16 protein-coding genes and 1 pseudogene are annotated in these 22,426 nt (G+C 65.9%); 7 read left to right on the top strand and 10 right to left on the bottom strand.

Translation table 11 applies throughout. From position 1 onward, the window contains the following. Positions 1-260: pseudogene (locus SOM47_RS08470) on the top strand (integrase core domain-containing protein); the annotation flags it as partial. Between the two features lie 69 nt (positions 261-329). Here the strand turns inward: SOM47_RS08470 and SOM47_RS08465 are convergent. Then, positions 330-929 carry a TetR/AcrR family transcriptional regulator gene (locus SOM47_RS08465; protein WP_042615262.1) on the bottom strand — a complete coding sequence of 200 codons (600 nt, stop codon included), beginning with the start codon at positions 927-929 and terminating at the stop codon, positions 330-332. A 139-nt stretch (positions 930-1,068) separates the two neighbouring features. Between SOM47_RS08465 and SOM47_RS08460 the strand changes: the two genes are divergently transcribed. After that, complete coding sequence (locus SOM47_RS08460; RefSeq protein WP_320505311.1) at positions 1,069-1,986, top strand: alpha/beta fold hydrolase; 918 nt, start codon at positions 1,069-1,071, stop codon at positions 1,984-1,986. Continuing rightward, a complete protein-coding gene (locus tag SOM47_RS08455; protein WP_320505310.1) occupies positions 1,983-4,463 on the top strand; it encodes an acyl-CoA dehydrogenase in 2,481 nt (826 codons plus the stop codon). The genes SOM47_RS08460 and SOM47_RS08455 overlap by 4 nt, the downstream gene beginning before the upstream one ends. A gap of 78 nt (positions 4,464-4,541) precedes the next feature. Here the strand turns inward: SOM47_RS08455 and SOM47_RS08450 are convergent, their stop codons facing one another. Both SOM47_RS08450 and SOM47_RS08445 read right to left on the bottom strand, forming a co-directional pair. Further along, on the bottom strand, positions 4,542-4,910 hold the full coding sequence (locus SOM47_RS08450) for a DUF1304 domain-containing protein (RefSeq protein WP_042615265.1): 369 nt from the start codon (positions 4,908-4,910) through the stop codon (positions 4,542-4,544). 69 nt (positions 4,911-4,979) lie between these two features. After that, complete coding sequence (locus tag SOM47_RS08445) at positions 4,980-6,320, bottom strand: NTP/NDP exchange transporter (RefSeq protein WP_414715778.1); 1,341 nt, start codon at positions 6,318-6,320, stop codon at positions 4,980-4,982. Positions 6,321-6,587: 267 nt separating this feature from the next. Between SOM47_RS08445 and SOM47_RS08440 the strand changes: the two genes are divergently transcribed. After that, positions 6,588-7,970, top strand: coding sequence for a serine hydrolase domain-containing protein (locus SOM47_RS08440; protein ID WP_320505309.1), 1,383 nt, complete (start codon positions 6,588-6,590; stop codon positions 7,968-7,970). Positions 7,971-8,103: 133 nt separating this feature from the next. On the opposite strand, the gene SOM47_RS08435 is transcribed toward SOM47_RS08440, so the two are convergent. The 7 genes from SOM47_RS08435 to SOM47_RS08405 all read right to left on the bottom strand — a co-directional run bounded on the left by SOM47_RS08435 (position 8,104) and on the right by SOM47_RS08405 (position 17,188). Further along, entirely contained in the window at positions 8,104-8,826 is a 723-nt protein-coding gene (locus SOM47_RS08435) for a histone (protein WP_192084010.1), read from the bottom strand. Positions 8,827-9,474: 648 nt separating this feature from the next. Then, positions 9,475-9,873, bottom strand: coding sequence for a glycine cleavage system protein GcvH (gene gcvH / locus SOM47_RS08430; protein ID WP_042614870.1), 399 nt, complete (start codon positions 9,871-9,873; stop codon positions 9,475-9,477). Between the two features lie 92 nt (positions 9,874-9,965). Further along, a complete protein-coding gene (gene gcvT, locus SOM47_RS08425; RefSeq protein ID WP_042614871.1) occupies positions 9,966-11,078 on the bottom strand; it encodes a glycine cleavage system aminomethyltransferase GcvT in 1,113 nt (370 codons plus the stop codon). Between the two features lie 480 nt (positions 11,079-11,558). Beyond that, complete coding sequence (locus SOM47_RS08420; RefSeq protein ID WP_042615025.1) at positions 11,559-11,993, bottom strand: NfeD family protein; 435 nt, start codon at positions 11,991-11,993, stop codon at positions 11,559-11,561. Position 11,994: 1 nt separating this feature from the next. Continuing rightward, positions 11,995-12,957, bottom strand: a complete 963-nt coding sequence (locus tag SOM47_RS08415) for an SPFH domain-containing protein (protein ID WP_042615026.1) — start codon at positions 12,955-12,957, stop codon at positions 11,995-11,997. 498 nt (positions 12,958-13,455) lie between these two features. Continuing rightward, the gene (locus SOM47_RS08410; protein WP_042615027.1) at positions 13,456-14,199 is read right to left on the bottom strand and encodes a FadR/GntR family transcriptional regulator; all 744 of its coding nucleotides are present in this window, start codon (positions 14,197-14,199) and stop codon (positions 13,456-13,458) included. 103 nt (positions 14,200-14,302) lie between these two features. Next, positions 14,303-17,188 (bottom strand): TonB-dependent receptor, encoded by a 2,886-nt coding sequence (locus SOM47_RS08405; protein ID WP_414715777.1) that lies wholly within the window; start codon positions 17,186-17,188, stop codon positions 14,303-14,305. A 250-nt stretch (positions 17,189-17,438) separates the two neighbouring features. Here SOM47_RS08405 and SOM47_RS08400 point away from each other — a divergent pair, with 250 nt between their 5' ends. Genes SOM47_RS08400 through SOM47_RS08390 form a run of 3 tightly spaced genes read left to right on the top strand, consistent with a single transcriptional unit; the run spans position 17,439 to position 22,416 of the window. After that, entirely contained in the window at positions 17,439-18,872 is a 1,434-nt protein-coding gene (locus SOM47_RS08400) for a chondroitinase-B domain-containing protein (protein WP_042615029.1), read from the top strand. After that, a complete protein-coding gene (locus SOM47_RS08395) occupies positions 18,869-21,109 on the top strand; it encodes an oligoalginate lyase (RefSeq protein WP_320505308.1) in 2,241 nt (746 codons plus the stop codon). Before SOM47_RS08400 ends, SOM47_RS08395 begins: the two co-directional genes overlap by 4 nt. Next, positions 21,106-22,416 (top strand): MFS transporter, encoded by a 1,311-nt coding sequence (locus SOM47_RS08390; protein WP_042615031.1) that lies wholly within the window; start codon positions 21,106-21,108, stop codon positions 22,414-22,416. The genes SOM47_RS08395 and SOM47_RS08390 overlap by 4 nt, the downstream gene beginning before the upstream one ends. The last annotated feature ends 10 nt before the right edge of the window (positions 22,417-22,426 follow it).

The raw sequence follows: 22,426 nt of genomic DNA, 5'->3' as shown, positions 1-22,426 counted from the left end.
GACGTGCTCCGAGAAGCGCGCTTGCTGGTGCCCCAGCGTCGCGCGTATCACAAGACGACCGATAGCCATCATCGCTTCCGCAAGCACCCCAATCTGCGGGGATCCTCAAATGCGAGTTTCTGCTCCGTCGCCCACGGGACCTGGGACAGGCGCGGCAGATGGTGGCTGAGGCAGTGGAGATCTACAACGCCGAGCGTCCCCACCTGTCCCTTAAAATGCAGACGCCCGATGCGATGCACCGGGCGTCCTTGGTCGCCTGACGGCGGCCGGATCATCCACCCCATAGGTGTCAACCTATGGCAGGACGGGTCAATCCAAGGGGGCTGTGATCAGCCCGGGATCAACGTCTCGATCACGTGCTCCACATAGGCCTCGAAGTCCTCGCGCGCCTGCTTGGGCTGCTGCAGCTGCAGCGACAACTGCAGGAAACCGACGTAGGCGGCATAGGCAAGCCGCGCGCGATGCCGGGCATCGGTCGAACTCAGGCCGGCCTGGCGGAACGAGGCGATCAGGTAGTCCATGCGCCGCTGCGACACACGGTCTATCACCGGGCGCACCATCGGATGGTCCAGCGCCTTCAGCAGCTCGCTGTAGATGATGTGCGGCTGCACTTCGTGCGCCACCACCTGGAACAACTGGCGCAGGCGCACGCGCGGGTCGGGCACCTCTTCCAGGCTGCCGAACACCTGTTCCTGCTCGAACAGTTCCCAACGCTCCAGCGCGGCCTGCAACAGGGCATCGCGCGATGGGAAATGCCAGTAGAAGCTGCCCTTGGTCACGCCAAGGCGGCGCGCCAACGGCTCCACCGCAACGGCGCTGACACCTTGTTCTGCAATCAAGTCGAGGGCGGCCTGGGCCCAGTCTTCGGCGCTGAGGCGGCTGTTGCGGCCGGCGCGCGGTTCGCCGGCGGGAGTTTCGGATTCGCTCATCTGCTGATTTAACCATACGCCGGGGTTCGTTGCAGTATGCCCATGTATATGAAGACGTTAAGCGGGATCCAGCCTCCCGTTGCAGCGCACCATACGTGCCAGTATTGACATCGAACCGAAGCGCTCCATACTAGCTCGTATGGTCACTTCCCCTCTTCCCGCTCCGCTGCAGACCCTGCGCCTGGACGCGGCGCATGGCGCGGTGCTGGCGGCCACGGCTGACAGCGCCGGGCGCCGCGGGCCGATCCTGTTCGCACACGGCTTCGGGCAGACCCGCCACGCCTGGAATGCCTCGGCCCGCGCCCTGGCCAGCCATGGTTTCCAGACCCTGGCCTACGACGCACGCGGTCATGGCGATTCCGACTGGAATCCAGCTCACCTGCCCTACCACGGCGATCAGTTCGCCGATGACCTGATCGTGCTGGCTGGCGAGCAATCGCGCCCACCAGTGCTGGTTGCCGCCTCGATGGGCGGCCTGTTCGGGCTGCTGGCCGAATCGCGCTGGCCCGGCCTGTTCTCGGCGATGGTGCTGGTGGATATCACCCCGCGCTGGGACACCGCCGGGGTGGAGCGCATCCTCAGCTTCATGACCGCCCACCCGCAGGGCTTCGCCTCGCTGGCGCAGGCCGCCGACGTGATCGCGGCCTACCTGCCGCATCGTCCGCGCAAGTCCGAGGATTCCCTGCGTGCCCTGCTGCGCGAAGACGGCCATGGCCGCTGGCGATGGCACTGGGATCCGCGGCTGGTGGCCGAGCTGGCGCGCGACAGCGAACAGCACCAGGACGCATTGGCCGATGCCGCACGCAAGGTGAAGTGCCCCCTGCTGCTGGTCAGTGGCGGCCGCAGTGAATTGGTCAACGCCGGCACCATCGCCGATTTCCTCGCGCTGGCCCCGCATGCCAGCCACGTACAGCTGCCGCAGGCCACGCACATGCTGGCCGGCGATGACAACGACGCCTTTACCGCTACTGTGTTGAACTATCTGGACGTGTTACCCCCGGCCTTGGCCACAACATCGTCCGCCGAACCCGAGCACGTCACCGGAGTACGCTCATGAGCATCGTTCTTCCCTTCCTTGCCCTGTTGCTGGCAAGTGCATTCGCGGCCTACCACCGCATGCGCCTGATCACCTGGACGATCATCAGCGTGGCCGTGTTGGCCGTGTGCTGGTTCGTGCCCTACATCAACCAGACCGCTACCCTCGTCGCGGCCGCCCTCGTGGCGGTGATCGCCGTCCCGCTGCTGCTGCCCTTCATCCGCAAGCCGCTGCTGACCGCGCCGATGATGAAGGTGTTCCGCAAGGTGCTGCCGCCGTTGTCGCAGACCGAGCGGATCGCCCTGGAGACCGGCTCGGTCGGTTTCGAAGGCGAGCTGTTCACCGGTGATCCGGACTGGAACATCCTGCTGAACTATCCCAAGCCGCAGCTCACCGCCGAAGAACAGGCTTTCATGGATGGCCCGGTGGAAGAACTGTGCAAGATGGTCAACGACTGGGAAATCACCCACGTCCACGCCGACCTGCCGCCGGAAATGTGGGCCTTCATCAAGAAGAACCGCTTCTTCGGCATGATCATTCCCAAGCAGTACGGCGGCCTGGGCTTCAGCGCGCTGGCCCACCACAAGGTGATCCAGAAGCTGGCCTCGGTGTCGTCGGTGGTCAGCTCCACCGTCGGTGTGCCCAATTCGCTGGGCCCGGGTGAGCTGCTCAACCATTACGGCACCCAGGAGCAGAAGGACCAGTACCTGCCGCGCCTGGCCGATGGCCGCGAAGTGCCCTGCTTCGGCCTGACCGGTCCGTTCGCCGGCTCCGATGCCACCTCCATTCCCGATTACGGCATCGTCTGCCACGGCGAGTGGAACGGCGAGCGCGTGCTCGGCGTCAAGCTGACCTTCGACAAGCGCTACATCACGCTGGCCCCGGTGGCCACGCTGATCGGCCTGGCCTTCCGCATGTACGACCCGGACCAGCTGATCGGTGAAACGCGCGATATCGGCATCACCCTGGGCCTGCTGCCGCGCGAAACCGCCGGGGTGGAAGTCGGCCGTCGCCACTTCCCGCTGAACTCGCCGTTCCAGAATGGCCCGATCAAGGGCAAGGACGTGTTCATCCCGCTGACCCAGCTGATCGGCGGTGCCGCGATGGCCGGCAAGGGCTGGAACATGCTCAACGAATGCCTGGCCGTGGGCCGCTCGATCACCCTGCCCTCCACCGGCAGCGGCGGCGCCAAGGCCGGTGCGGTCATCACCGGTGCCTACGCCCGCATCCGCAAGCAGTTCGGCCTGTCGGTCGGTCGCTTCGAAGGCGTGGAAGAGGCGCTGGCCCGCATCGGCGGCAAGGCCTACAAGATCAGCGCGCTGGCCCAGGCTACGGCGGCGGCGGTGGATCGTGGCGACGTGCCGTCGGTACCGTCGGCGATCGCCAAGTACCACTGCACCAGCATGAGCCGTGAAGTGATCTCGGACATGATGGATGTGATCGGCGGCAAGGGCATCATCCTGGGCCCGCGCAACTTCGCCGGCCGCAGCTGGCAGGCCGCGCCGATCGCGATCACCGTGGAAGGCGCGAACATCATGACGCGCAGCCTGCTGATCTTCGGCCAGGGCGCCATCCTGTGCCATCCGTGGGTGATGAAGGAAATGAAGGCCGCGCAGGATCCGGACCGCAAGGCCGGCCTGCAGGAGTTCGACCGCAGCCTGTTCGGGCACATCCGCTACGGCATCTCCAACGCCGTGCGTTCGTTCTGGTTCGGCCTGACCGGTGCCCGCTTCGGTGCCGCGCCGGGCGATGCCTACACCCGCCGTTACTTCCGCAAGCTGGACCGCTATTCGGCCAACCTCGCACTGATGGCCGACATCTCCATGATGACGCTCGGCGGCAAGCTGAAGTTCAAGGAGTCGCTGTCCGGTCGCCTGGGCGACGTGCTGAGCCATGTCTACATGACCAGCGCGATGCTCAAGCGCTACCACGATGAAGGCGCACCGGCGGCCGACCAGCCGCTGTTGGCCTGGGCCTTCCATGACAGCGTGCACAAGATCGAAGAATCGCTGTCGGCGGCGCTACGCAACTTCCCGATCCGTCCGATCGGCTGGCTGATGTGGCTGCTGATCTTCCCGCTGGGCCGTCGTGCCGAAGCCCCGGGTGACCGCCTGAGCCGGCGCGTTGCCGCCCTGCTGATGGCCCCCAACGAAGCCCGCGACCGCTTGGCCGATGGCGTGTTCATGACCCCGTGCGAGAACAACCCGGGCGGGCGCATCAACAGCTACCTGGCCAAGGCCATCATGGCCGAGCCGGTGGAGCGCAAGTTCCTCAAGGCGCTCAAGAGCAAGGGCATCGAGGCGCTGGACTACAACAAGCAGCTGGACGAAGCCGTGGCCGAAGGCGTGCTGACCCAGGACGAACGCAGCCTGCTGGAAGAGCTGCGTGCGATCACCCTGGAAGCGATCACCGTGGATGATTTCGATACCCACGAACTGCGCTCGGCCGGTTACTACGACCTGCCGCGCAAGGAGACCGGTTCGCAGCAGGCGGCCTGACCGCCTCGCGACCGGACCGTGATCCCGACGGGGTCAGATTCCTTTTCCGCAGGAAAAGGGCTCTGGCCCCTTCTTGTTTCAGTGCAGGTTGCGGCCAGCCAGCCAGATCGCCGCCAGCGCCAGCAGGGCGGGCACCGCCTGGATGTAGAAGATCCGCCGGTTCACCGTCCATGCGCCGTAACAGCCGGCCACCACCACGCAGACCAGGCTGAAAATGGTGATCTCGAAGTAGCGGACCAGGCCGACCAGGATGCCGGCGGCCAGGAAGCCGTTGTAGAGCCCCTGGTTGGCCGCCAGCACGCGCGTGGCCTGTGCCTTCTCCAGCGTGTTGCGGAAGGTCTTCAGGCCCAGCGGGCGCGTCCACAGGAACATTTCCAGCACCAGGAAGTAGACGTGCAGCGCAGCGACCAGCAGCGTCAACGACAACGCGATCCAGATCCAGTACATGGGCAATCCTCGAGTAAGTGCGCAGAGCTTACTTGAGGATCGGCGGCCGGCGGCACATGCGCGGGCCCACTAGCGGTCGTGTGGCAGTTTCTTCTCCTGGCGCAGCACGCCGAAGGTCGCCAGGGTCATCAGCGATGCCACCACGATGCCGCCGGCGAACACGACGTTGGACCCCAGCAAAGACAGGCCCTTGTGCACCCAGGTGAAGCTCAGGTCCGCACCGCGGTAGACCACGGTGTCGATGGCCGCGCCGGCCTTGTAGCGCCACTGGCGGTCCACACGCGTGTAGAGGGTCTCCCGCGCCGGCTTGAACAGCGAGAACTCGCTGGCGCGCGTCACCACCTGCACCACCGCCACCAGCAGCGGCAGCGGCGAGGCCGCCAGCACCGAGAAGCCGACGATGATCGCCAGCGCCGGGATCAACAGCGCCGGTGCCACCCCATGCCGCGACAGCAGCCAGCGCGTGAGCGTCAACTGCACCAGCAGGGTCAACGTGTTCACCGCCAGGTCCAGGTGCGAATAGAAGGCGGTGCGCGCTTCCGGATCAGGAAAGGCCACGCGGACGATCGACACCTGTTGGTTGTACAGCATCGTCCCCACGCCCACCCCGAACACCACCAGCAGCGCCAGCCAGCGCAGCAGCGGTTCGCGCACGATCAGCTTGAGGCCATCCAGCACGCTGCCCCCCATCGGCTGCTCACCGGACACCAGTTGCTGCTCACGCTCGCGCAGGATCGCCCAGTGCCGCAGCCGCCAGATGCACAGCAGGCAGATGCTGAGGAAGCCGGCCGAGACCAGCATCAGGTTGGCGATGCCCACGCGCTGCACCAGGGCCCCGGTGATGACCGGGCCAAGGAAGGCGCCCAGCGTACCGGCCGCGCCGATGTAACCGTAGTACGCCCGCGCCTGCGCGTTGGAAAACACATCGGCCATGAAGCTCCAGAACACCGCCACGGCGAACAGGTTGAACACCGTCACCCAGAAGAAGAACGCCATGCCCCGCCCCGGCACGTTGCTGTCGAACATCAGGTGGAAGCCGAGCAGGGTGACGATGAAGAAGCCATACACGACCGGCATGAAGACGCGCCGTGGCTGTCGGCTGACCAGCCAGCCGTACACCGGCTGCAACACCAGCATGATCAGGAACACACAGGTGAACAGGAACTGCAGGACGAAATCCTGCAATGCGACCCCGTGGCTGCCGAACCAGGCGATCAGCGCCGGCGGGAACACTTCCTGCAGGTCCGACGAGGAAGCCATCGCCTCACGCACCGGGCGCAGCACGTAGTAACCGCTGAGCAGGCAGAAGAAGTACAGGAACGACCACCCCAGCGCGGGCGTATCCTGCAGGGCCTGCACCAGTCCGCGCAGTGGACCGCGTTGCAGCGGCGGATCCAGCGGCGCGCTCACGCGTCACCCCGCACGCGCGCGGGGCGGCAGCAGCAGGACATGGGTGACTCCGGGAGGCTGGGAAGCGCGTACGTTATCCAATGCACTGCAACATCGCCAGCGCCCTCGGCGCGGCAGGCCTGCGCAGGGCAGGATCCCAATGGCGCCCGATCCGGCGTCAAAATCCGAGTATTTTCAGCAAGATGCGCATTCATCTTCGCTTTGTTTGTGCAATGGCGAAAAGCGGGGCTAGAATCGGTCACAGCAGTCGCGCTCGGGTCCCGATCAATGAACAAGAACAGCAGGCGTCGTCCGTTCCGCACGGCGGCCACCGGAATGCTGGGCATGCTGATGCCCGTTGCCCTTTCCACCACGGCGCAGACCTCCGCGCTGCCGCCGATGCCCACCAACATCGAAAGCGCCGTTGCAGCGCCAGCGCATACGCATCCGGCAGCCTACCGTACCGGCCTGGCGGCCCATCCGCAGGCACCGGCGGCCGGCTTCAACGTGGCCCACATCGAATCGATGGCGCAGCAGCTCACCTATGGCGAGCGCGTGCCGGGCATGGCGGTGGCCATCGTGCAGGGCGGTCGCATCCTCAGCGCGCGCGGCTATGGCGTCACCGACGTCAACAATCCCCTGCCGGTCGATTCCCACACGGTGTTCCGCCTGGCCTCGCTGTCCAAGGCCTTCGCCGGCACCATGGCCGGGCTGCTGGTCAACGATGGCACGCTGCGCTGGGACAGCAAGGTCACCGATTACGTGCCGGGCTTCCAGCTGGCCACGCCGGAGGCCACCGACCGGCTGACCGTGGCCGACCTGCTGAGCCACCGCGTCGGCTTGCCGTACAACGCCTACGACCGCGACGTCGAAGCCAACGCCGAGTACTACACCCTGACCCAGAAGCTGGGCTCCACCTCGCTGAAGTGCCTGCCCGGCGACTGCTACGCCTACCAGAACGTGGCCTACAGCCTGATCGGCGACGTGGTCTACGCTGCATCGGGCAGCTTCTACGAACAGGCCGTCGAACGGCGCCTGTTCAAGCCGCTGGGCATGGACGATGCAAGTCTGGGCCTAGCCGGCATCCAGGCCAGCTCGCGCTGGGCGCGACCGCACGTGCGCAGCCGCAATGGCTGGGTCTCGCTGAGCCCGAAGCCGACCTACTACCGGCTCGCGCCTGCGGCGGGCGTCAATGCCAGCGCCAACGACATGGCGCAGTGGCTGCTGGCCCAGACCGGCCACCGTCCGGACGTGCTGCCCGCCCCGCTGCTGGCCACGCTGCACGCTTCGCTGGTCAACACCCCGGGCGAAATGCGTTCGGGCTGGCGCCGCGAGCGCCTGCGCTCGGCCGGCTATGCGCTGGGCTGGCGCAACTTCGATTACGCCGGCCACGAAGTGGTGTTCCATGCCGGCGCGGTGCAGGGTTACCGCGGCCTGGTTGCACTGATTCCCGAACGCGACATGGGCATCGCCATCATGTGGAACGGCGAAAGCAGCCTGCCCAGCGGCCTGCTGCCGACCGTACTGGATTCCGCCCTCGGCCTGCCGACCCAGCGCTGGCTGGACGTGGATACCGACTTCGGGAGCGACAGCCTGATGGCTGAAGGTGCGCCTTCCCAGGACAAGCGCAAGGGCGCCTCGTCCAACCGCGCCAGCGCCTCACCGCGGTAAGCCGCAGCAAAAAAAGGGGACGGGGGGAATTAATTCCAATTAATTCCCCCCGTCCCCTTTTTCGTGGATAAAAAAACCCCCTCTCCGCTGGGCTGTCGGAGAGGGGGCTTCAGGTACGGCTATCGGGACGTGCTTAGATCAGCGGCGCCGGGGTTGCCGGGAGGGCCACCGGAGCGGCCTTCTTGCGGCGTGCCGGGCTCTTGCGGGCGGCCTTCTTTGCGGCCGGCTTCTTCGCAGCTGCCTTTTTCGCGGTCTTCTTCACGGCCTTCTTGGCGGTCGCTTTCCTGGCGACTTTCTTGGTGGCCTTCTTGGTCGCCTTCTTGGCAGTCGCCTTCTTGGCGGTGGCTTTCTTGGCTACCTTCTTGGCGGCCTTCTTTACCGCTTTCTTGGCAGTTGCCTTCTTGGCGACCTTCTTGGCGGGCTTGCGCGCGACCTTCTTCGCTGCCTTCTTGGCAGTCGCCTTCTTGGCAACCTTCTTGACGGCCTTCTTCGCGGTCTTCTTCACTGCCTTCTTGGCAGTTGCCTTCTTGGCGACCTTGCGCGCGGTGGTCTTCTTGGCCGCCGCCTTCTTCACTGCCTTCTTGGCGGTCGCCTTCTTGGCGACCTTCTTGGCAGTGGCTTTCTTGGCGGTGGCTTTCTTGGCTACTTTCTTCGTCGCCTTCTTGGCGGCGGGCTTCTTCTTCGCAGTTGCCATGGGATGGCTCCTCGTCAGTGATGGAGTGTTGAAACGCCCAGGTAAATCGAACCCGCTGAAGCTGCTGGCGGGGCCCGCCGACGCGTCTTCCGCGTCGTGACGGTTGCTGCGATGCGCGCTTCGATCGGCGAGGCTGGCATCGCGGCAGAACGTAACGTGCAATTGCCTGCGGGAAGCTGGGCCGACTGCGCCGCGCGTCGCGGTGCAGTGGGTGTCCGGGTTGTGCTTCGCGCCTGGCGTTTGATCGGTTGCACTCGGTTTTGCAGTAAAGGTCTGCTGGGCGAAACCTAATCACGCTTTTTTGGGCTGTCAACAACCCCCCACGAAAAAATTCACGCCGCAGGTGTTCGGCGATGGCCGCTGGCGGTGCGAGCGGCGGCGTTGCCGATCACCGCTACGGGCATGCATCGACCAGCGCGGCGCGCATGCGCGCATCGGCACGGCGAACGAAAGCACTTTAAACAAGCCTTATTCTGAAACAGCCGCAGGACACGCGCGATGACACGGCGGTGTGGCGCGCAGCGCAGCGGTACCCGTCCCGCCTTCCCCAACGCTTCGCAAACGGTCGCCTTTTTTTTCACACGCGGCGCGTCGAACTTTGCGACGCAAATGCGATTTTGCGCAAAACTTTTCGTCCCCACCGCGCCGGCAGCCAACCCTCCAACCGACCGGCAACCTCGTCGACAACCGCATGCTCATGCCCCAAGCCAGCTTCCGCTGCGTGCTGCGCGCATGAGCGACGTGCCGGAATGCGGACAAAAAAAAAGGACCGCCAGGGGCGGTCCTTTGGTCTGCCACGGCGGCGACGGATCAGTGGTCGTCGTCTTCCAGTACTTCGGCGTAGTCGTCCGGACCCAGCAGGTCCTCCAGCTCGGCAGCCAGGTCGCTCGGCTGCACGACATACAGCCAACCTTCGCCGTACGCATCTTCGTTGATGGTTTCCGGCTTGTCCGTCAGGGCCGAATTGACCTTGATGACGGTGCCCGTGACCGGGCTGTACACGTCCGATGCGGCCTTGACCGACTCGACGACCGCGATGGTTTCGCCGGCCTTGGCTTCGCCGTCCACCTCGGGCAGCTCGACATAGACCAGATCGCCGAGCAGGCCCTGGGCATGGTCGGAAATACCTACGGTGACGCTGCCGTCGGATTCGACGCGCGCCCATTCGTGGGACTTGAGGAACTTGAGGTCGCCGGGGATCTCGCTCATGGCACTGCTCCAGGAATACGGGTGTGGAAAAAACGCGGGTAGTGTAACCAACCGGCCGGCCCTGCTGGCAGGCCCCGGCCGACAAAACAGGATCAGGCGACCGGCAGCACGCCGTCCTGCGCCTGGCCTTCGCGCACGAACGGGAACTTGACCACGCGCACCGGCACGGCACGGCCGCGGATGTCCACGCTCACCTCGCCCAGCTCACCTGCTGGCACGCGGGCGAACGCGATGCCCTTGGCCAGCGTCGGCGAGAACGTGCCCGACAGGATCTCGCCCTGGCCAACGGCGGTGAGCACGGCCTGGCCATGCCGCAGCACGCCCTTCTCGTCCATCACCAGGCCGATCATCTGGCGCGCATTGCCGGCGGCCTTCTGTGCTTCCAGTACATCGCGGCCGATGAAGTCGCGGCCCTCGTCGAGCGAGACCGTCCAGGCAAGCGCGGCTTCGTACGGGGTGATCGCTTCGTCCATGTCCTGGCCGTAGAGATTCATGCCGGCTTCCAGGCGCAGCGTGTCGCGCGCACCGAGGCCGGCCGGCTTGACGCCCGCCTGCAGCAGTTGGTTCCAGAACGCCACCACCGCGTCCTGCGGCAACAGGATTTCGAAACCGTCTTCGCCGGTGTAGCCGGTGCGCGCCACGAACAGGGCGACACCGTCGGCCGAGGTCACATCGGTGGCGGCGAAGCGTGCCAGCTTGGCCAGGGTGGCGGCGCCAGCGGCGTCGACCAGACCGATCACGGCATCGCGCGCCTGCGGGCCCTGCACGGCCAGGATGGCCAGGTCGGGACGTTGCTGCACCGACACGTCGAACGGCAGCGCCTGTTCGGTCAGCCAGGCCAGGTCTTTTTCGCGGGTGGAGGCGTTGACCACCATGCGGAAGAAGTCATCGGCCAGGTAGTAGACGATCAGGTCGTCGATCACCCCGCCACGCTCATTGAGCATGCAGGAGTACAACGCCTTGCCGGTCACCTTCAGCTTGTCGACCGAATTGGCCAGCAGGCGACGCAGGAACGGCTTGACCTGTTCACCGCGCAGGTCGACCACGGTCATGTGGCTGACGTCGAAGACGCCCGCTTCCCGACGCACCAGATGGTGTTCATCCAGCTGCGAACCGTAGTGGATGGGCATGTCCCAGCCCCCGAAATCGACCATCTTGGCGCCGAGGGCGCGGTGGGTATCGTTGAGCAGCGTCTTCTGGGTCATGACCGGTCCGGCAACAGGGAAACAAGGTCGCCATTATCCCAGATAGAGGCACAGCGCTGCGCGGGTCCACGCCATCGCATTCGCGTTGCCGCTCCCACGCTTTGCTGCGCAAACCGCGGGCCCCGTCTCACCAGCACCCATACCCCGCCGCTTCGCGGCCGCCCCTGACTCAGGGGCTCCCTCCACCGGACACGCACCGAGGCCGTCGGTAGCGCCGACCCATGGTCGGCGGAATGTTTCCGCCAACGGCCCGCTGCGCTCGCCGACCACGGGTCGGCGCTACCGCCTTTCTTCTTTTTTCATTGCGCGGCTGGCGGCCACCGCAACCTGTCAGCGGGTCGGGCGGTGGGGCTGGGCGGGGGCGTTGAGCGCCATGGATGGCGCGAAACGAGGCCCGCAGGAGCGGCTTTTGCCGTCCCCCGACCAGCCCCACCGCCCGACCCAGCGCCGGATACATAAAGCCCCACCCGCGAGGGGGTCTCACCCGTTCGCTTCCACCTGCAGCACGCCATTGACCACCGCCACCACCCGCACCCGCGTCCCGGCCGCCAACTCCGGTCCGGTCACCTGCCACGACGCATCATCGATGCTCACCCGCCCCTGCCCGGCCACGATGCCCTGCTGCAGCACCGCCACGCGGCCCACCAGCTGTTCGCTGCGGCGGTTCAACAGCGGCTTGTCGCTTTCACGCCCGCGCGTGCGGCCCCAGCGCCGATACGCCTGGATGGCCACCACGCTCAGCACCACGAAGGCCACCACCTGCCACAGCACCGGGATGCCGGGCACCAGCGCGGTGATCAGGAACACCGCAGCCGCGCCGATGCCGATCCACAGCATGAACGCGCCCGGTGCCATCGCTTCGGCGGCGAACAAGACCAGGGCCAGCGCCCCCCATCCAACCACTTCCCAGCGCATGTCAGTCTCCAAAGCGCGGCGGAACCGCACGCGTGGATTTCTTCTCTTCCTGTTTGGCGAAGGCGTGCTTGGCCAGTTCGGCGACGCCTGCGATCGATCCGATCACGCCACTGGCTTCCATCGGCATCAGCACCAGTTTCTGGTTGGGCGAGGTCGCCAGCTCCTTGAAGGCCTCGACGTATTTCTGCGCGATGAAGTAATTGATGGCCTGCACGTCACCTTCGGCAATCGCCACCGACACCATCTGGGTGGCCTTGGCCTCGGCCTCGGCCAGGCGCTCGCGGGCTTCGGCATCGCGGAACGCTGCTTCGCGCCGACCCTCGGCTTCCAGCACCGTCGCCTGTTTTTCGCCATCGGCGCGCAGGATCTCCGACTGGCGCGCGCCTTCGGCTTCGAGGATCTGCGCGCGCTTTTCGCGCTCGGCCTTCATCTGCCGTGCCATCGCATCGAGCAGGTCACGCGGCGGCTGGATATCGCGGATCTCGATGCGGTTGACCTTCAGGCCCCAGGGATTGGTGGCCTGGTCGACCACGCTGAGCAGCTGGGCATTGATGACTTCGCGCTGGCTGAGGGATTCATCCAGGTCCATCGAACCGATCACGGTACGGATGTTGGTCTGCACCAGGGCGATCATCGCCACTTCCAGGTTGGACACTTCATAGGCCGCCTTGGCCGCATCCAGCACCTGGAAGAACACCACCCCGTCCACCCGCACGGCGGCGTTGTCCTTGGTGATCACTTCCTGGCTGGGCACGTCCAGCACCTGCTCCATCATGTTCACCTTGCGGCCCACCCCGTACACGATCGGGATCAGGAAGTGCAGGCCGGGCGACATGGTGTGGGTATAGCGCCCGAAGCGCTCCACCGTCCATTCATACCCCTGCGGCACCATCCGTACGGCCTTGAACAGGATGATCACGGCCACCAGGGCCAGTACCACGGTAAAGAACATCGTCGGGAACATCGCGCTTCCTCTTCCATGAAAACCGACCTGCAGCATACCGCGCGCGGTGGGTTTGCCGCGCTGGCGGGCTTTTTTTGTTTGCTTGTTGCGGCGGCGGGAGAGGCTGCACGGGACACGCCGCAAGTACGTCCATGTAGGCTACTGTTCGGCTCCTGCCTCACAGTGTCCCGTGCAGCCTCTCCCGCCGCCGCCTGACAGTGGGCCGGTCCGCCGGGGCAAACGAGAAGAAAAGAAAGAGCAGCCAAGCGTTGCTCGGCTTTTTGAAGCAGCGCTCGCGGAGTGTCCAAGAGGCAGGGGCGGGGCTGCGGGGGACGCCGAGCCGCATGGATGCGGCGATGCAGCCTACAGGGGTGAGTGCGCATTGCTTGCGAGGCACTGCCTCGCATGCGCTCGAACGCACAGCCGCCAGCGGATGGGCCGGGCCGCGCAGAGGTACTTGCGGCGTGTCCCGCGCAGTCCCGCCCCCTGCCTCAAGCCAGCAGCCCCCGCCGCTATGCTCTAAATACGCGTGGTCGCCATGAAGCGTTCGCGGTCGTGGGCGGTGCGGCGGCGGATCTCTGCCAGCGCTTCATTTTCGGTGGCTTCCAGCATCGCCTCGAACAGGCGCTGGAAGTGATGGCGCATCGCGTTGCGCGCTGCAACAGGATCGCGCGAAGCAAGCGCTTCGAAGATCGCCATGTGCTCGTCGGCACGGCTGGCGCCATCGTCGTGGCAGACCCGCGAATAGACTTCGGCCACCCGCGGCAGGTCGCTGCGCATGCGCCAGATCTGCTGCACGAAGTACTCCACCACCGGATTGCCGGACAAACGTGCGATGGTCAGGTGGAAGCGGCGGTCGAAGTCGCCTGCTTCGGCGTCGGTGAGGTCGCGGCGGCACAGTGCCTCGGCCAGCACCCGCAGTTCGGCGATGTCCGCATCGTCCAGGTTGCCGGCCGCCAGCGCGGCCGCTTCGGCCTCGAATACCGCACGCGCAGCGGTCAGGTCGAAGGCGCTTACGTCAGGGAAGCCGCCCTGCCCGTCCAGCGGGCGCGGCTTTACATAGACGCCCGAACCGATCCGGATGGCGATCCAGCCCTGCGCTTCCAGGGCGATTTCCGCCTCGCGCACGGTGACCCGGCTCACGCCGAAGCGTTCGGCCAGTTCGCGTTCGCCAGGCAGGCGCGCGCCGGGCGGGAACTCTCCGTCCTCGATCAACTTGCGCAGTTTTGCGGCGATGGTCTGGTACAGGCGGTTGGCGGACATGGGCTGACCCTCGGTGGTTCCCTCCGGCACCGTCCCGGGCCACCGCACGCGGGGCTGGTCCGGTTGGAGCAACGGCGCGATCACCAGGATCGCGCCGTCTCGTTCAGAACTTGTATCGTACACCGAAAAATGCACGTCGCCCGTAGCTCACCACCTCGCGGAAGTTGCCATAGGAAGGCTGGTAGGCCACGCGAGGTTCATTGGTGATGTTCATCAGTTCCAGCGATAGCGACAGGTTCTTGTTCACCCGGTAGCGGGCGCGCAGGTCCACGCTGGTGTTGTCATCGTAGTACCGGTTCTGCTGCGCGGTGTTGCCGGTGAAGTCCTGGTAATACTTGGAACGGAACTTGGCGATGGCCTGGATGTTGAACGGACCGACGTCCCAGTACAACGAGCCGGACAGGACGTGCCGCGAGAACCCGCTCAGGCCGGCCGGGGAGACGATCGCGGGAATCACGCTGCCATCGCTGGCGAGCTGCTCGCCCAGGCGGGAATCCTGGGTTTCGTAGTCCGAATCGGCGTAGTTGTAGCTGACCTTGAAGCCCATCCCGTCAAACGGCTGCGGCAGGTAGGAGAAGCGATGCGTGGCGCTGAGCTCCATGCCGGTCAGCGTGCTGTCCTCATCGGTGGTGACCTGCTGGCGCACCGGCACGGTCACCGACTGGCCGTTGAGGGTGTAGGTCTCATCGACCAGCGCGGTCGCCGTACCCCCGTTGAACTGCTTCCAGTAGACGGCGGCGGCCAGCAGCGTGTCCGGGTTCGGATACCACTCCAGCGAAAGATCACCGTTCCAGCTCATCAGCGGCTGCGCGGCCGGGTTGCCGCTGGCACTGATGTCGTCCAGCGCATCGGCCAGGTTGCCGAAGCTGGCATCCCCGTTGACGTTGATGGTGCGACCGGCGCCCAGCGCGGAGATGTCCGGCCGCGACATGGCGCGGTAGCCCGCCACCCGCAGCAGCAGGTCATCACGCAGTTCGAAGGAGGCATTGACGCTGGGCAGCAGCTTGTCATTGCCTGCCTTGAAAGTCTGGGTGGTGAAGTCGCCGGTCGGCTGCAGGCGGATGGTGCCATCGCCGTTGTCCACCACGGTCAGGCCGGTGCGCACGCCTTCCGAACGCACGTCGGTCTTCACCCAGCGCACGCCGACGTTGCCGGTCACCGGCAGGCCGAACCATTCACTGGCGAACTCGCCCAGCAGGTACAGCGAGCGGGTCTTCTCGGTGATGTCCACGTTGTTGGGATCCTGCATCGACGGGTCGAGCAGGCTGTCGCTGGTGCCGCGGAAGGACTGGTACAGGCACATCGGGTCGAAGTAGGCCCACTCGGAGATCGTGTTGCCGCTGGCGGCATCCATGAAATCCTTCTGCGGGAAGGCAGTACGGCAGCCGCGGTTGGCGGCGATGATCGAGGCCTTGTCGCCGGCAATGCGCTGGTCGTAATCGGTAACCAGGGTGTTGTCGCGCAGCGTGTAATCGGCCTGGCTGGCACGCAACCCGGCCTTGATCCGGGTGAAGAATCCGTCCTCCGGCATGAAGCTGGCATCGAAGCGGCCGGCGCGGATCTGATGGTCGTTCTCGGTCTCGCTGGAGGTCACGCGCGCCGCGCCGGTGTAGGCGTCCCAGTTGCCCGGGTCGAAGGCGGGATCGAGGTAGACGCTCGGCACCTCGCCCTGCCATGCCCAGTCATAGTTCACATAACCGGTGGTGCCGCTGCTGATGCCGGGCACGATCGCATTGGCGGTGTCGCGCTGGTTGGCGCGCAGGCGGGTGGCGCGCTCGTTGTCGACGCGCCGGGTGTGCGAATACGACAGATCGGTGGACAGTTCCCAGGCCGGGCTGGGGCGCACGATCAGGTTGAGGCCGCCACCGGTGTACTCCTCGTTGCGCCAATAGCGGTTGGAGGTCGAATCGATGGAGGTGCTGCCGGACAGTGCGCGCACCACGCCGTTGTCGTCCACCTGGCGGTCGACGATGCCACGACGGGTATTGGAAAGGCTCAGGTCGCTGCGGTTTTCATACCAGTTGCGGTCGGTGTGTTCGACATCGACATTGACCTCGACCACGTCATTGGGCCGCCACTGCACCGCGGCGAACTCGCTCTGGCGGTCGTTGCGCTCCTGCTTCAGGCGGTAGATCCGGCTGCTGGGCACCAGGTAGTAAGGCGTTCCGGCCGCAATCGCGGCAGCCCCCGGCTCGGTGCAGTTGGCGTTGGCGACATTGACCCGCCCGTCGCAGGCGTACCAGGTGGAGCCACTGGTGATGCTCTCTTCCGGATCAGACCCTTCCAGGCGTTGGATGCCCAGCGAGACGCCGAGCTTGCCGCCGTTGCTGAATTCAAACTGGTCGATGTAGCTGGCCGTACCGCGGTAGCCGATGCCATCGTCGTCCTTGTACTTCTTGTCGTACTCCGCCCAGCTGCCGCGCAGGTCCATCTGCACCGAGCGCTTGCCGTATTCCAGCGGTTTCACCGTCTCCAGGCCGATCGTGCCGGCCACGCCGCCTTCGATGATATCGGCGCGCTGCGTCTTGTAGATCGCCACGGTATTGATCAGTTCGGCCGGGAACATGTTGAAGTTCACCGAACGATCGCCACTGCCGTTGGTGATCTCGCGGCCGTTGAAATTGGTGCTGCTCAGGAACGCACCCAGGCCGCGGATCGAGATTTCCGAGGCGCCGGTCTTGTCGCGGGTGGACGCCGCGCCGGTCAGCGTCTCGATGGCGTCGGCCAGCGACGGCGCCGGCAGGTCACCGATGTCTTCAGCCGACAGCACATCGGAAATGACCGTGTCGTCGCGCTTCTTGTTGATCGAGCTCTGCATCGATTCGCGGATGCCGGTCACCTGCACCTGGTCCAGCGTGGTGGCCGCGCCGGTGGCTGGCGGATCGGCCTGCTGGGCCATGGCAGGCGCCGCGGCGAAAAGCGCTGCCAGCAGGGCGGCGGCAAGCGGATGTGGATGGAATGGTGAAACGGGCAGTTCAGTACGACGCATGATGTCCTCCTCCCAAAGGATGTCCCGCACAGCGGGCATGGGGCGCACTTTCGACATGCGGACACACAAATGTCAACCAATTGGACTGATTCTTTCGTCTTACCATTGCTATAGGCCAATTTACGGTAAAAAGATGTGCTGTTGCAGCATGACTTAGCGATGTTCTTGCCCTACTTTGCATCCCAACTGGACTAGCACTACGGCTTACAATCATCTCCTGCTTCGCAGGCCACGCTTCGGAGGGAACACCATGCAGTGTCCGTCACGCCATCTGACCGCCGCGCTGTTGCTGGCGCTGGGCATTCCGTTCGCGTCGCCCGCCGAGGCGGCAAGCTATCTGGTGCACGACACCGGCGAGTACACCGCCGCCTCCGCCAATCTGCAGCCGGGCGATGAGATCGTGCTGGCCAACGGCACCTGGAACAACACGCGACTGCTGCTGAAAGGCAACGGCACCGCGGCCGCCCCGATCACCCTGCGCGCGCAGTCGCCCGGCCAGGTGGTGCTCACCGGGCAGTCCGACCTGCGCCTGGCGGGCCAGTACCTGCATGTGGCCAACCTGGTGTTCCGCAACGGCTACAGCCCCAGCGATGCAGTGGTGGCGTTCCGCGAATCCAGCAAGGCAGTGGCGCGCAACAGCCGGGTCACCGGGCTGGTGATCGATGACTACAGCAATCCGGACCCGGCCGACCAGGACCAGTGGGTGATGCTGTACGGCGCTTTCAACCGGCTGGACCATAGCCAGCTGCGCGGCAAGACCAACGCCGGCCCTACGGTGGTGGTGGTGCGTGATGCCGCCCAGGGCCTGGACAACCAGCATCGCATCGACCACAACTGGTTCGGCCCGCGGCCGGCGCTGGGTGTCAACGGTGGCGAAACACTGCGCGTTGGCACCAGCGACACCTCGCTCAGCGATTCCAACAGCACCGTCGAAGCCAACTGGTTCGAAGGCTGCGATGGCGAAACCGAGATCATTTCCAACAAGTCCGGCGGCAATACGTACCGCGGCAACGTGTTCTACCGCTCGGCCGGGTCGCTGACGCTGCGCCATGGCAACGGCAACCGCGTGCTGGACAACGTCTTCCTGGGTGATGGCAAGGCCGGCACCGGCGGCGTACGCGTGATCAACGCGCAGCAGCAGGTCCGCAACAATTATTTCCAGGCGCTGGCCGGCAGCAGCAACCGCGCCGGCCTGGCGGTGATGTACGGCCAGGCCAACGCCGCGCTGTCGGGCTACTCGCCGGTGGTGGATGCCCTGATCGAGCGCAATACCTTCGTTGACGTGGCCAAGGTCAGCTTCGGCGTGGGCTACAACGCGGCCACCGCGATGGTGGTGCCGCCCAGCAGCAGCCAGTTCCGCGCCAACCTGATCGTCAACCGCACCGGTTCCAATCCGGTGACGGTCGATGGCAGCCTGGCCGGCGTGGCTTTCAGCGGCAATGTGCAGTCGCCGCTTGCCTCCACCGCGCTGCCGGGCGGCGTGGACAGCATGACCGTGACGCTGGTGCAGGCGCCGAACGGACTGTGGTCGCCCTCGCCCGCGCTGGCCGACGTGGGCGCGGCAACCAACCTGGCGGTGATACCGCGCGACGATACCGGGGTCACCTGGTATCCCAAACAAGGGGAATGGACGGATGCGGCCGCTGTCGGCCACCGTCTGCCCGCCAACGGAGCTGATCGATGAAACACACGTGCCTGTCGCTTGCCCTCGCCGTGGCTACCGCTACCGCAACCCTGGCCCTGCTGCCCGTCTCGGCGGCCTTCGCCGCGGCTCCCGCAGCGGCGGAAAGCAGCACGGCCCCGGTGCTGGTGACCGCTGCGCAATGGCAGCAGATGGCCAGCGATGGTGCGCGCTATCCGTGGTTCGCCAAGGAGCAGGCCCGCAACAAGGCGATGCTGGAAAAAATGATGAAGGCCGGCATCGACGTGCCCTTCCCCAAGGACAAGGGCGGCGGCCGCACCCACGAACAGCACAAGCGCAACTACCAGGCGCTGCTGGCCGCCGGCACGCTGTACCGGCTCACCGGTGACAGCCGCTACGTGGACTATGCACGGCGCATGCTGCTGGAGTACGCCACGCTGTACCCGACGCTGGGCCCGCATCCGGAAGGCCGCGGACAGATCCCGGGACGGGTGTTCTGGCAGGTGCTGAACGACTCGGTGTGGCTGGTCAATGCGGTGCAGGGCTACGACGCGATCCGCGACGCACTGCCGGCCAAGGACCGCCAGACCATCGATGACAACGTGTTCCGTCCGATGGCTGAATTCCTGGCCAGTGAGCCGAAGAACTTCGACCAGATCCATAACCATTCCACCTGGGCGGTGGCCGCCACCGGCATGACCGGCTACGTGCTGCGCGACCCGGAATTGGTGGAGAAGTCACTGCGCGGCAGCCGCAAGGACGATGAATTCGGCTTCCTGCGGCAGGTTGACCTGTTGTTCTCGCCGGACGGTTACTACGAAGAAGGCCCTTATTACCAGCGCTATGCATTGGCGCCGTTCCTGCTGTTCGCCAATGCGATCGAACGCAACGAGCCGCAACGCCGCATCTTCGAGCGCCGCGATGGCGTGCTGCTGAAGGCCGTCGACGTGCTGGTGCAGACCAGCTATGACGGCCTGTTCTTTCCGATCAACGATGCGATCCTGGACAAGGGCGTAGACACCGAAGAGCTGGTGGCCGGCATCGGCATCGCCTACGCCCGCAGCGGCGATGACCGGCTGCTGTCCGTCGCCGAACAGCAGGGTCGCCTGCTGCTGACCCCGGAAGGACTGAAGGTGGCGCAGGGCCTGGCCGCCGGCAAGGCCAAGCCGTTCGATTACACCCCGATGCTGCTGCGCGATGGCCCGGACGGTGACCAGGGTGGCCTGGCGATCCTGCGCATGGGCGGTGAACGCGGCCAGGCCCTGGTACAGAAAGACACCATGCAGGGCATGGGCCACGGCCACTTCGACAAGCTCAACTGGCTGTTCTATGACAACGGACAGCGGGTGGTGACCGATTACGGTTCAGCCCGCTTCCTCAACGTGGAAGCCAAGCGCGGCGGCATCTACCTGGCCGAGAACCGCAGCTGGGCCAAGCAGACCATCGCCCACAACACCTTGGTGGTGGATGAGAAGAGCCACTTCAACGGCGACTGGAAGGTCGGCGAGGAACACGCGCCGACAGTGCGCTTCTTCGAGGCCGGCAAGGACACCCAGGTCGCCTCGGCGACGATGCGCGATGCGTATCCGGGGGTGGTGTTCACCCGTACCCAGGCGCTGCTGCAGCACCCGGAGCTGGGCCTGCCGGTGGTGCTGGACCTGCTGCAGGTGAGCGCGGACAAGGCGGCACGCTTCGACCTGCCGCTGCACTTCAACGGCCACATCGTCAGCACCGGTTTCCAAGCCGAACGCTTCGTCGACCAGCGCCCGGTGCTGGGCAGGGAAAACGGTTACCAGCACCTGTGGCTGGATGCGCGCAGCCAGGCCGGCAGCGATCCGCGCACGCTGGCGTGGCTGCTCGACGGGCGCTTCTACAGTTACCGCTTCGGCAGCAGCGCGCCTTCGCAGGCCCTGCTGGTGGAGAGCGGCGCCAACGATCCCGAGTTCAACCTGCGCCGCGAACCGGCGCTGGTGCAGCGCGTGGACGGGCAGCGCGCGGTGAGTTTCTTCAGCGTGCTGGAGCCGCATGGCGAGTACAACGGCACTGCCGAGTACGTGCACGGTGCCGACAGCCAGATCCGCGATCTGAAGCGCGCACGCGGTAGCGATGCCGAGCTGGTCGAGCTGACCCTGGCCAGCGGCGCGCGCATCGCGCTGGGCGTGGCCGATGACAGCAGCGCCGATGTGGAACACACCGTCAGCGTGGAGGGGCGCAGCTACCGCTGGCGCGGCAGCCATGCGCGGATCGACCGCGCCGCCGGCAAAGGGGATGCACGATGAAGGGGCCGGCCGCCATCGACACGTTGCGCAAGGTGCCGGTGCGTTCGGCGGTGCGCTGGCTGATCGTCGGCCTGATCGCGGTCGCCACGGTGATCAACTACATCGACCGCAATGCGCTGGCGGTGATGTGGCCGGAGATCGCCCGCGAGGTCGGCGCGACCAAGGATGACTACGCCCTGCTGGTCACCGTGTTCATGCTGTTCTACGCAGCGGGCCAGTTCCTGTTCGGGCGACTGTTCGACCTGATCGGCACCCGGATGGGCTTCGCCCTGTCCATCAGCGTGTGGTCGATCTCCATCGCGCTGCACGCGGTCACCCATTCGATCCTGTCCTTCAGCCTGGTGCGGGCGATGCTCGGGGTCAGCGAAGCCGGCGCCTGGCCGGGCGCGGTGAAGGCCAATGCCGAATGGTTTCCCGCCCGCGAGCGTGCGCTGGCGCAGGGCGTGTTCAATGCCGGTGCCTCGATCGGTGCGATCGTGTCGGCGCCGGCGATCGCCGCCTTGTACCTGTGGCTGGGCTGGCGCGGCACCTTCGTGGTGATCGGTGCGATGGGGTTCCTGTGGTTGCTGCCGTGGCTGTTCGTTTACCGCGCCGGGCCGGACAAGCATCCGTGGGTCAGCGACGCAGAGCGCAGGCTGATCATGCAGGACCAAGCCGGAGCGGCCGACCCGGCTGCACCGCGCCGCAGCGTGCGCGAACTGCTGGCGCACCGGCAGAGCTGGGGCATGCTGGCCTGCCGCTTCCTGCTGGACCCGATCTGGTGGCTGTTCGTGTCCTGGCTGCCGATCTACCTGGCCGAAACCTTCGGCTTCGACATCAAGCAGATCGGCCTGTTCGCCTGGGTTCCGTTCGTCGGCGCGATGCTTGGCAGCCTGACCGGTGGCTGGTTGTCCGGCCGGCTGATCCGCGCCGGCCACAGCGTGGACCGCGCGCGCAAATGGTCGATCACCCTCGGCTGCGTGGTGATGGCCCCTGCCCTGCTCGGCGCGGTGCTGGCGGCCGAGCCGCTGACCGCCGTGCTGACCATCGCCGCCGTGCTGTTCGGCTTCCAGGTGGCGATCGGCAACATCCAGACGCTGCCGGGTGACCTGTTCGGCGGACGCTCAGTCGGCACCCTGGCCGGGCTGGGTGGCCTCGCCGCCGTGGCCGGCACGCTGATCACCACCTGGCTGGTGCCGGTGCTGACGCGTGAGTCGTACGCGCCGATGTTCATGCTGGTGGCGGCCCTGGTACCGCTTTCGCTCATCGCGTTGTGGTGGATCACCGGTACGGTGCGCCGCCTCGATGCCCCTTCGTCGGATTCCTGAGCGCATGCCT

It is taken from the genome of Stenotrophomonas sp. CFBP8980, from assembly GCF_034046095.1.
In the GTDB taxonomy this organism is placed as follows: Bacteria; Pseudomonadota; Gammaproteobacteria; order Xanthomonadales; family Xanthomonadaceae; genus Stenotrophomonas; species Stenotrophomonas lacuserhaii.
The sequence above is the reverse complement of the archived record's forward strand: the minus strand, read 5'-3'. Positions and strand labels throughout refer to the sequence as shown.

Excerpts from the sequence above, each read along its gene's own strand:
- SOM47_RS08465 (WP_042615262.1), bottom strand. The coding sequence starts at position 929 with ATGAGCGAATCCGAAACTCCCGCCGGCGAACCGCGCGCCGGCCGCAAC.
- SOM47_RS08460 (WP_320505311.1), top strand. The coding sequence starts at position 1,069 with ATGGTCACTTCCCCTCTTCCCGCTCCGCTGCAGACCCTGCGCCTGGAC.
- SOM47_RS08455 (WP_320505310.1), top strand. The coding sequence starts at position 1,983 with ATGAGCATCGTTCTTCCCTTCCTTGCCCTGTTGCTGGCAAGTGCATTC.
- SOM47_RS08450 (WP_042615265.1), bottom strand. The coding sequence starts at position 4,910 with ATGTACTGGATCTGGATCGCGTTGTCGTTGACGCTGCTGGTCGCTGCG.
- SOM47_RS08440 (WP_320505309.1), top strand. The coding sequence starts at position 6,588 with ATGAACAAGAACAGCAGGCGTCGTCCGTTCCGCACGGCGGCCACCGGA.
- gcvH (WP_042614870.1), bottom strand. The coding sequence starts at position 9,873 with ATGAGCGAGATCCCCGGCGACCTCAAGTTCCTCAAGTCCCACGAATGG.
- gcvT (WP_042614871.1), bottom strand. The coding sequence starts at position 11,078 with ATGACCCAGAAGACGCTGCTCAACGATACCCACCGCGCCCTCGGCGCC.
- SOM47_RS08420 (WP_042615025.1), bottom strand. The coding sequence starts at position 11,993 with ATGCGCTGGGAAGTGGTTGGATGGGGGGCGCTGGCCCTGGTCTTGTTC.
- SOM47_RS08415 (WP_042615026.1), bottom strand. The coding sequence starts at position 12,957 with ATGTTCCCGACGATGTTCTTTACCGTGGTACTGGCCCTGGTGGCCGTG.
- SOM47_RS08410 (WP_042615027.1), bottom strand. The coding sequence starts at position 14,199 with ATGTCCGCCAACCGCCTGTACCAGACCATCGCCGCAAAACTGCGCAAG.
- SOM47_RS08405 (WP_414715777.1), bottom strand. The coding sequence starts at position 17,188 with ATGCGTCGTACTGAACTGCCCGTTTCACCATTCCATCCACATCCGCTT.
- SOM47_RS08400 (WP_042615029.1), top strand. The coding sequence starts at position 17,439 with ATGCAGTGTCCGTCACGCCATCTGACCGCCGCGCTGTTGCTGGCGCTG.
- SOM47_RS08395 (WP_320505308.1), top strand. The coding sequence starts at position 18,869 with ATGAAACACACGTGCCTGTCGCTTGCCCTCGCCGTGGCTACCGCTACC.
- SOM47_RS08390 (WP_042615031.1), top strand. The coding sequence starts at position 21,106 with ATGAAGGGGCCGGCCGCCATCGACACGTTGCGCAAGGTGCCGGTGCGT.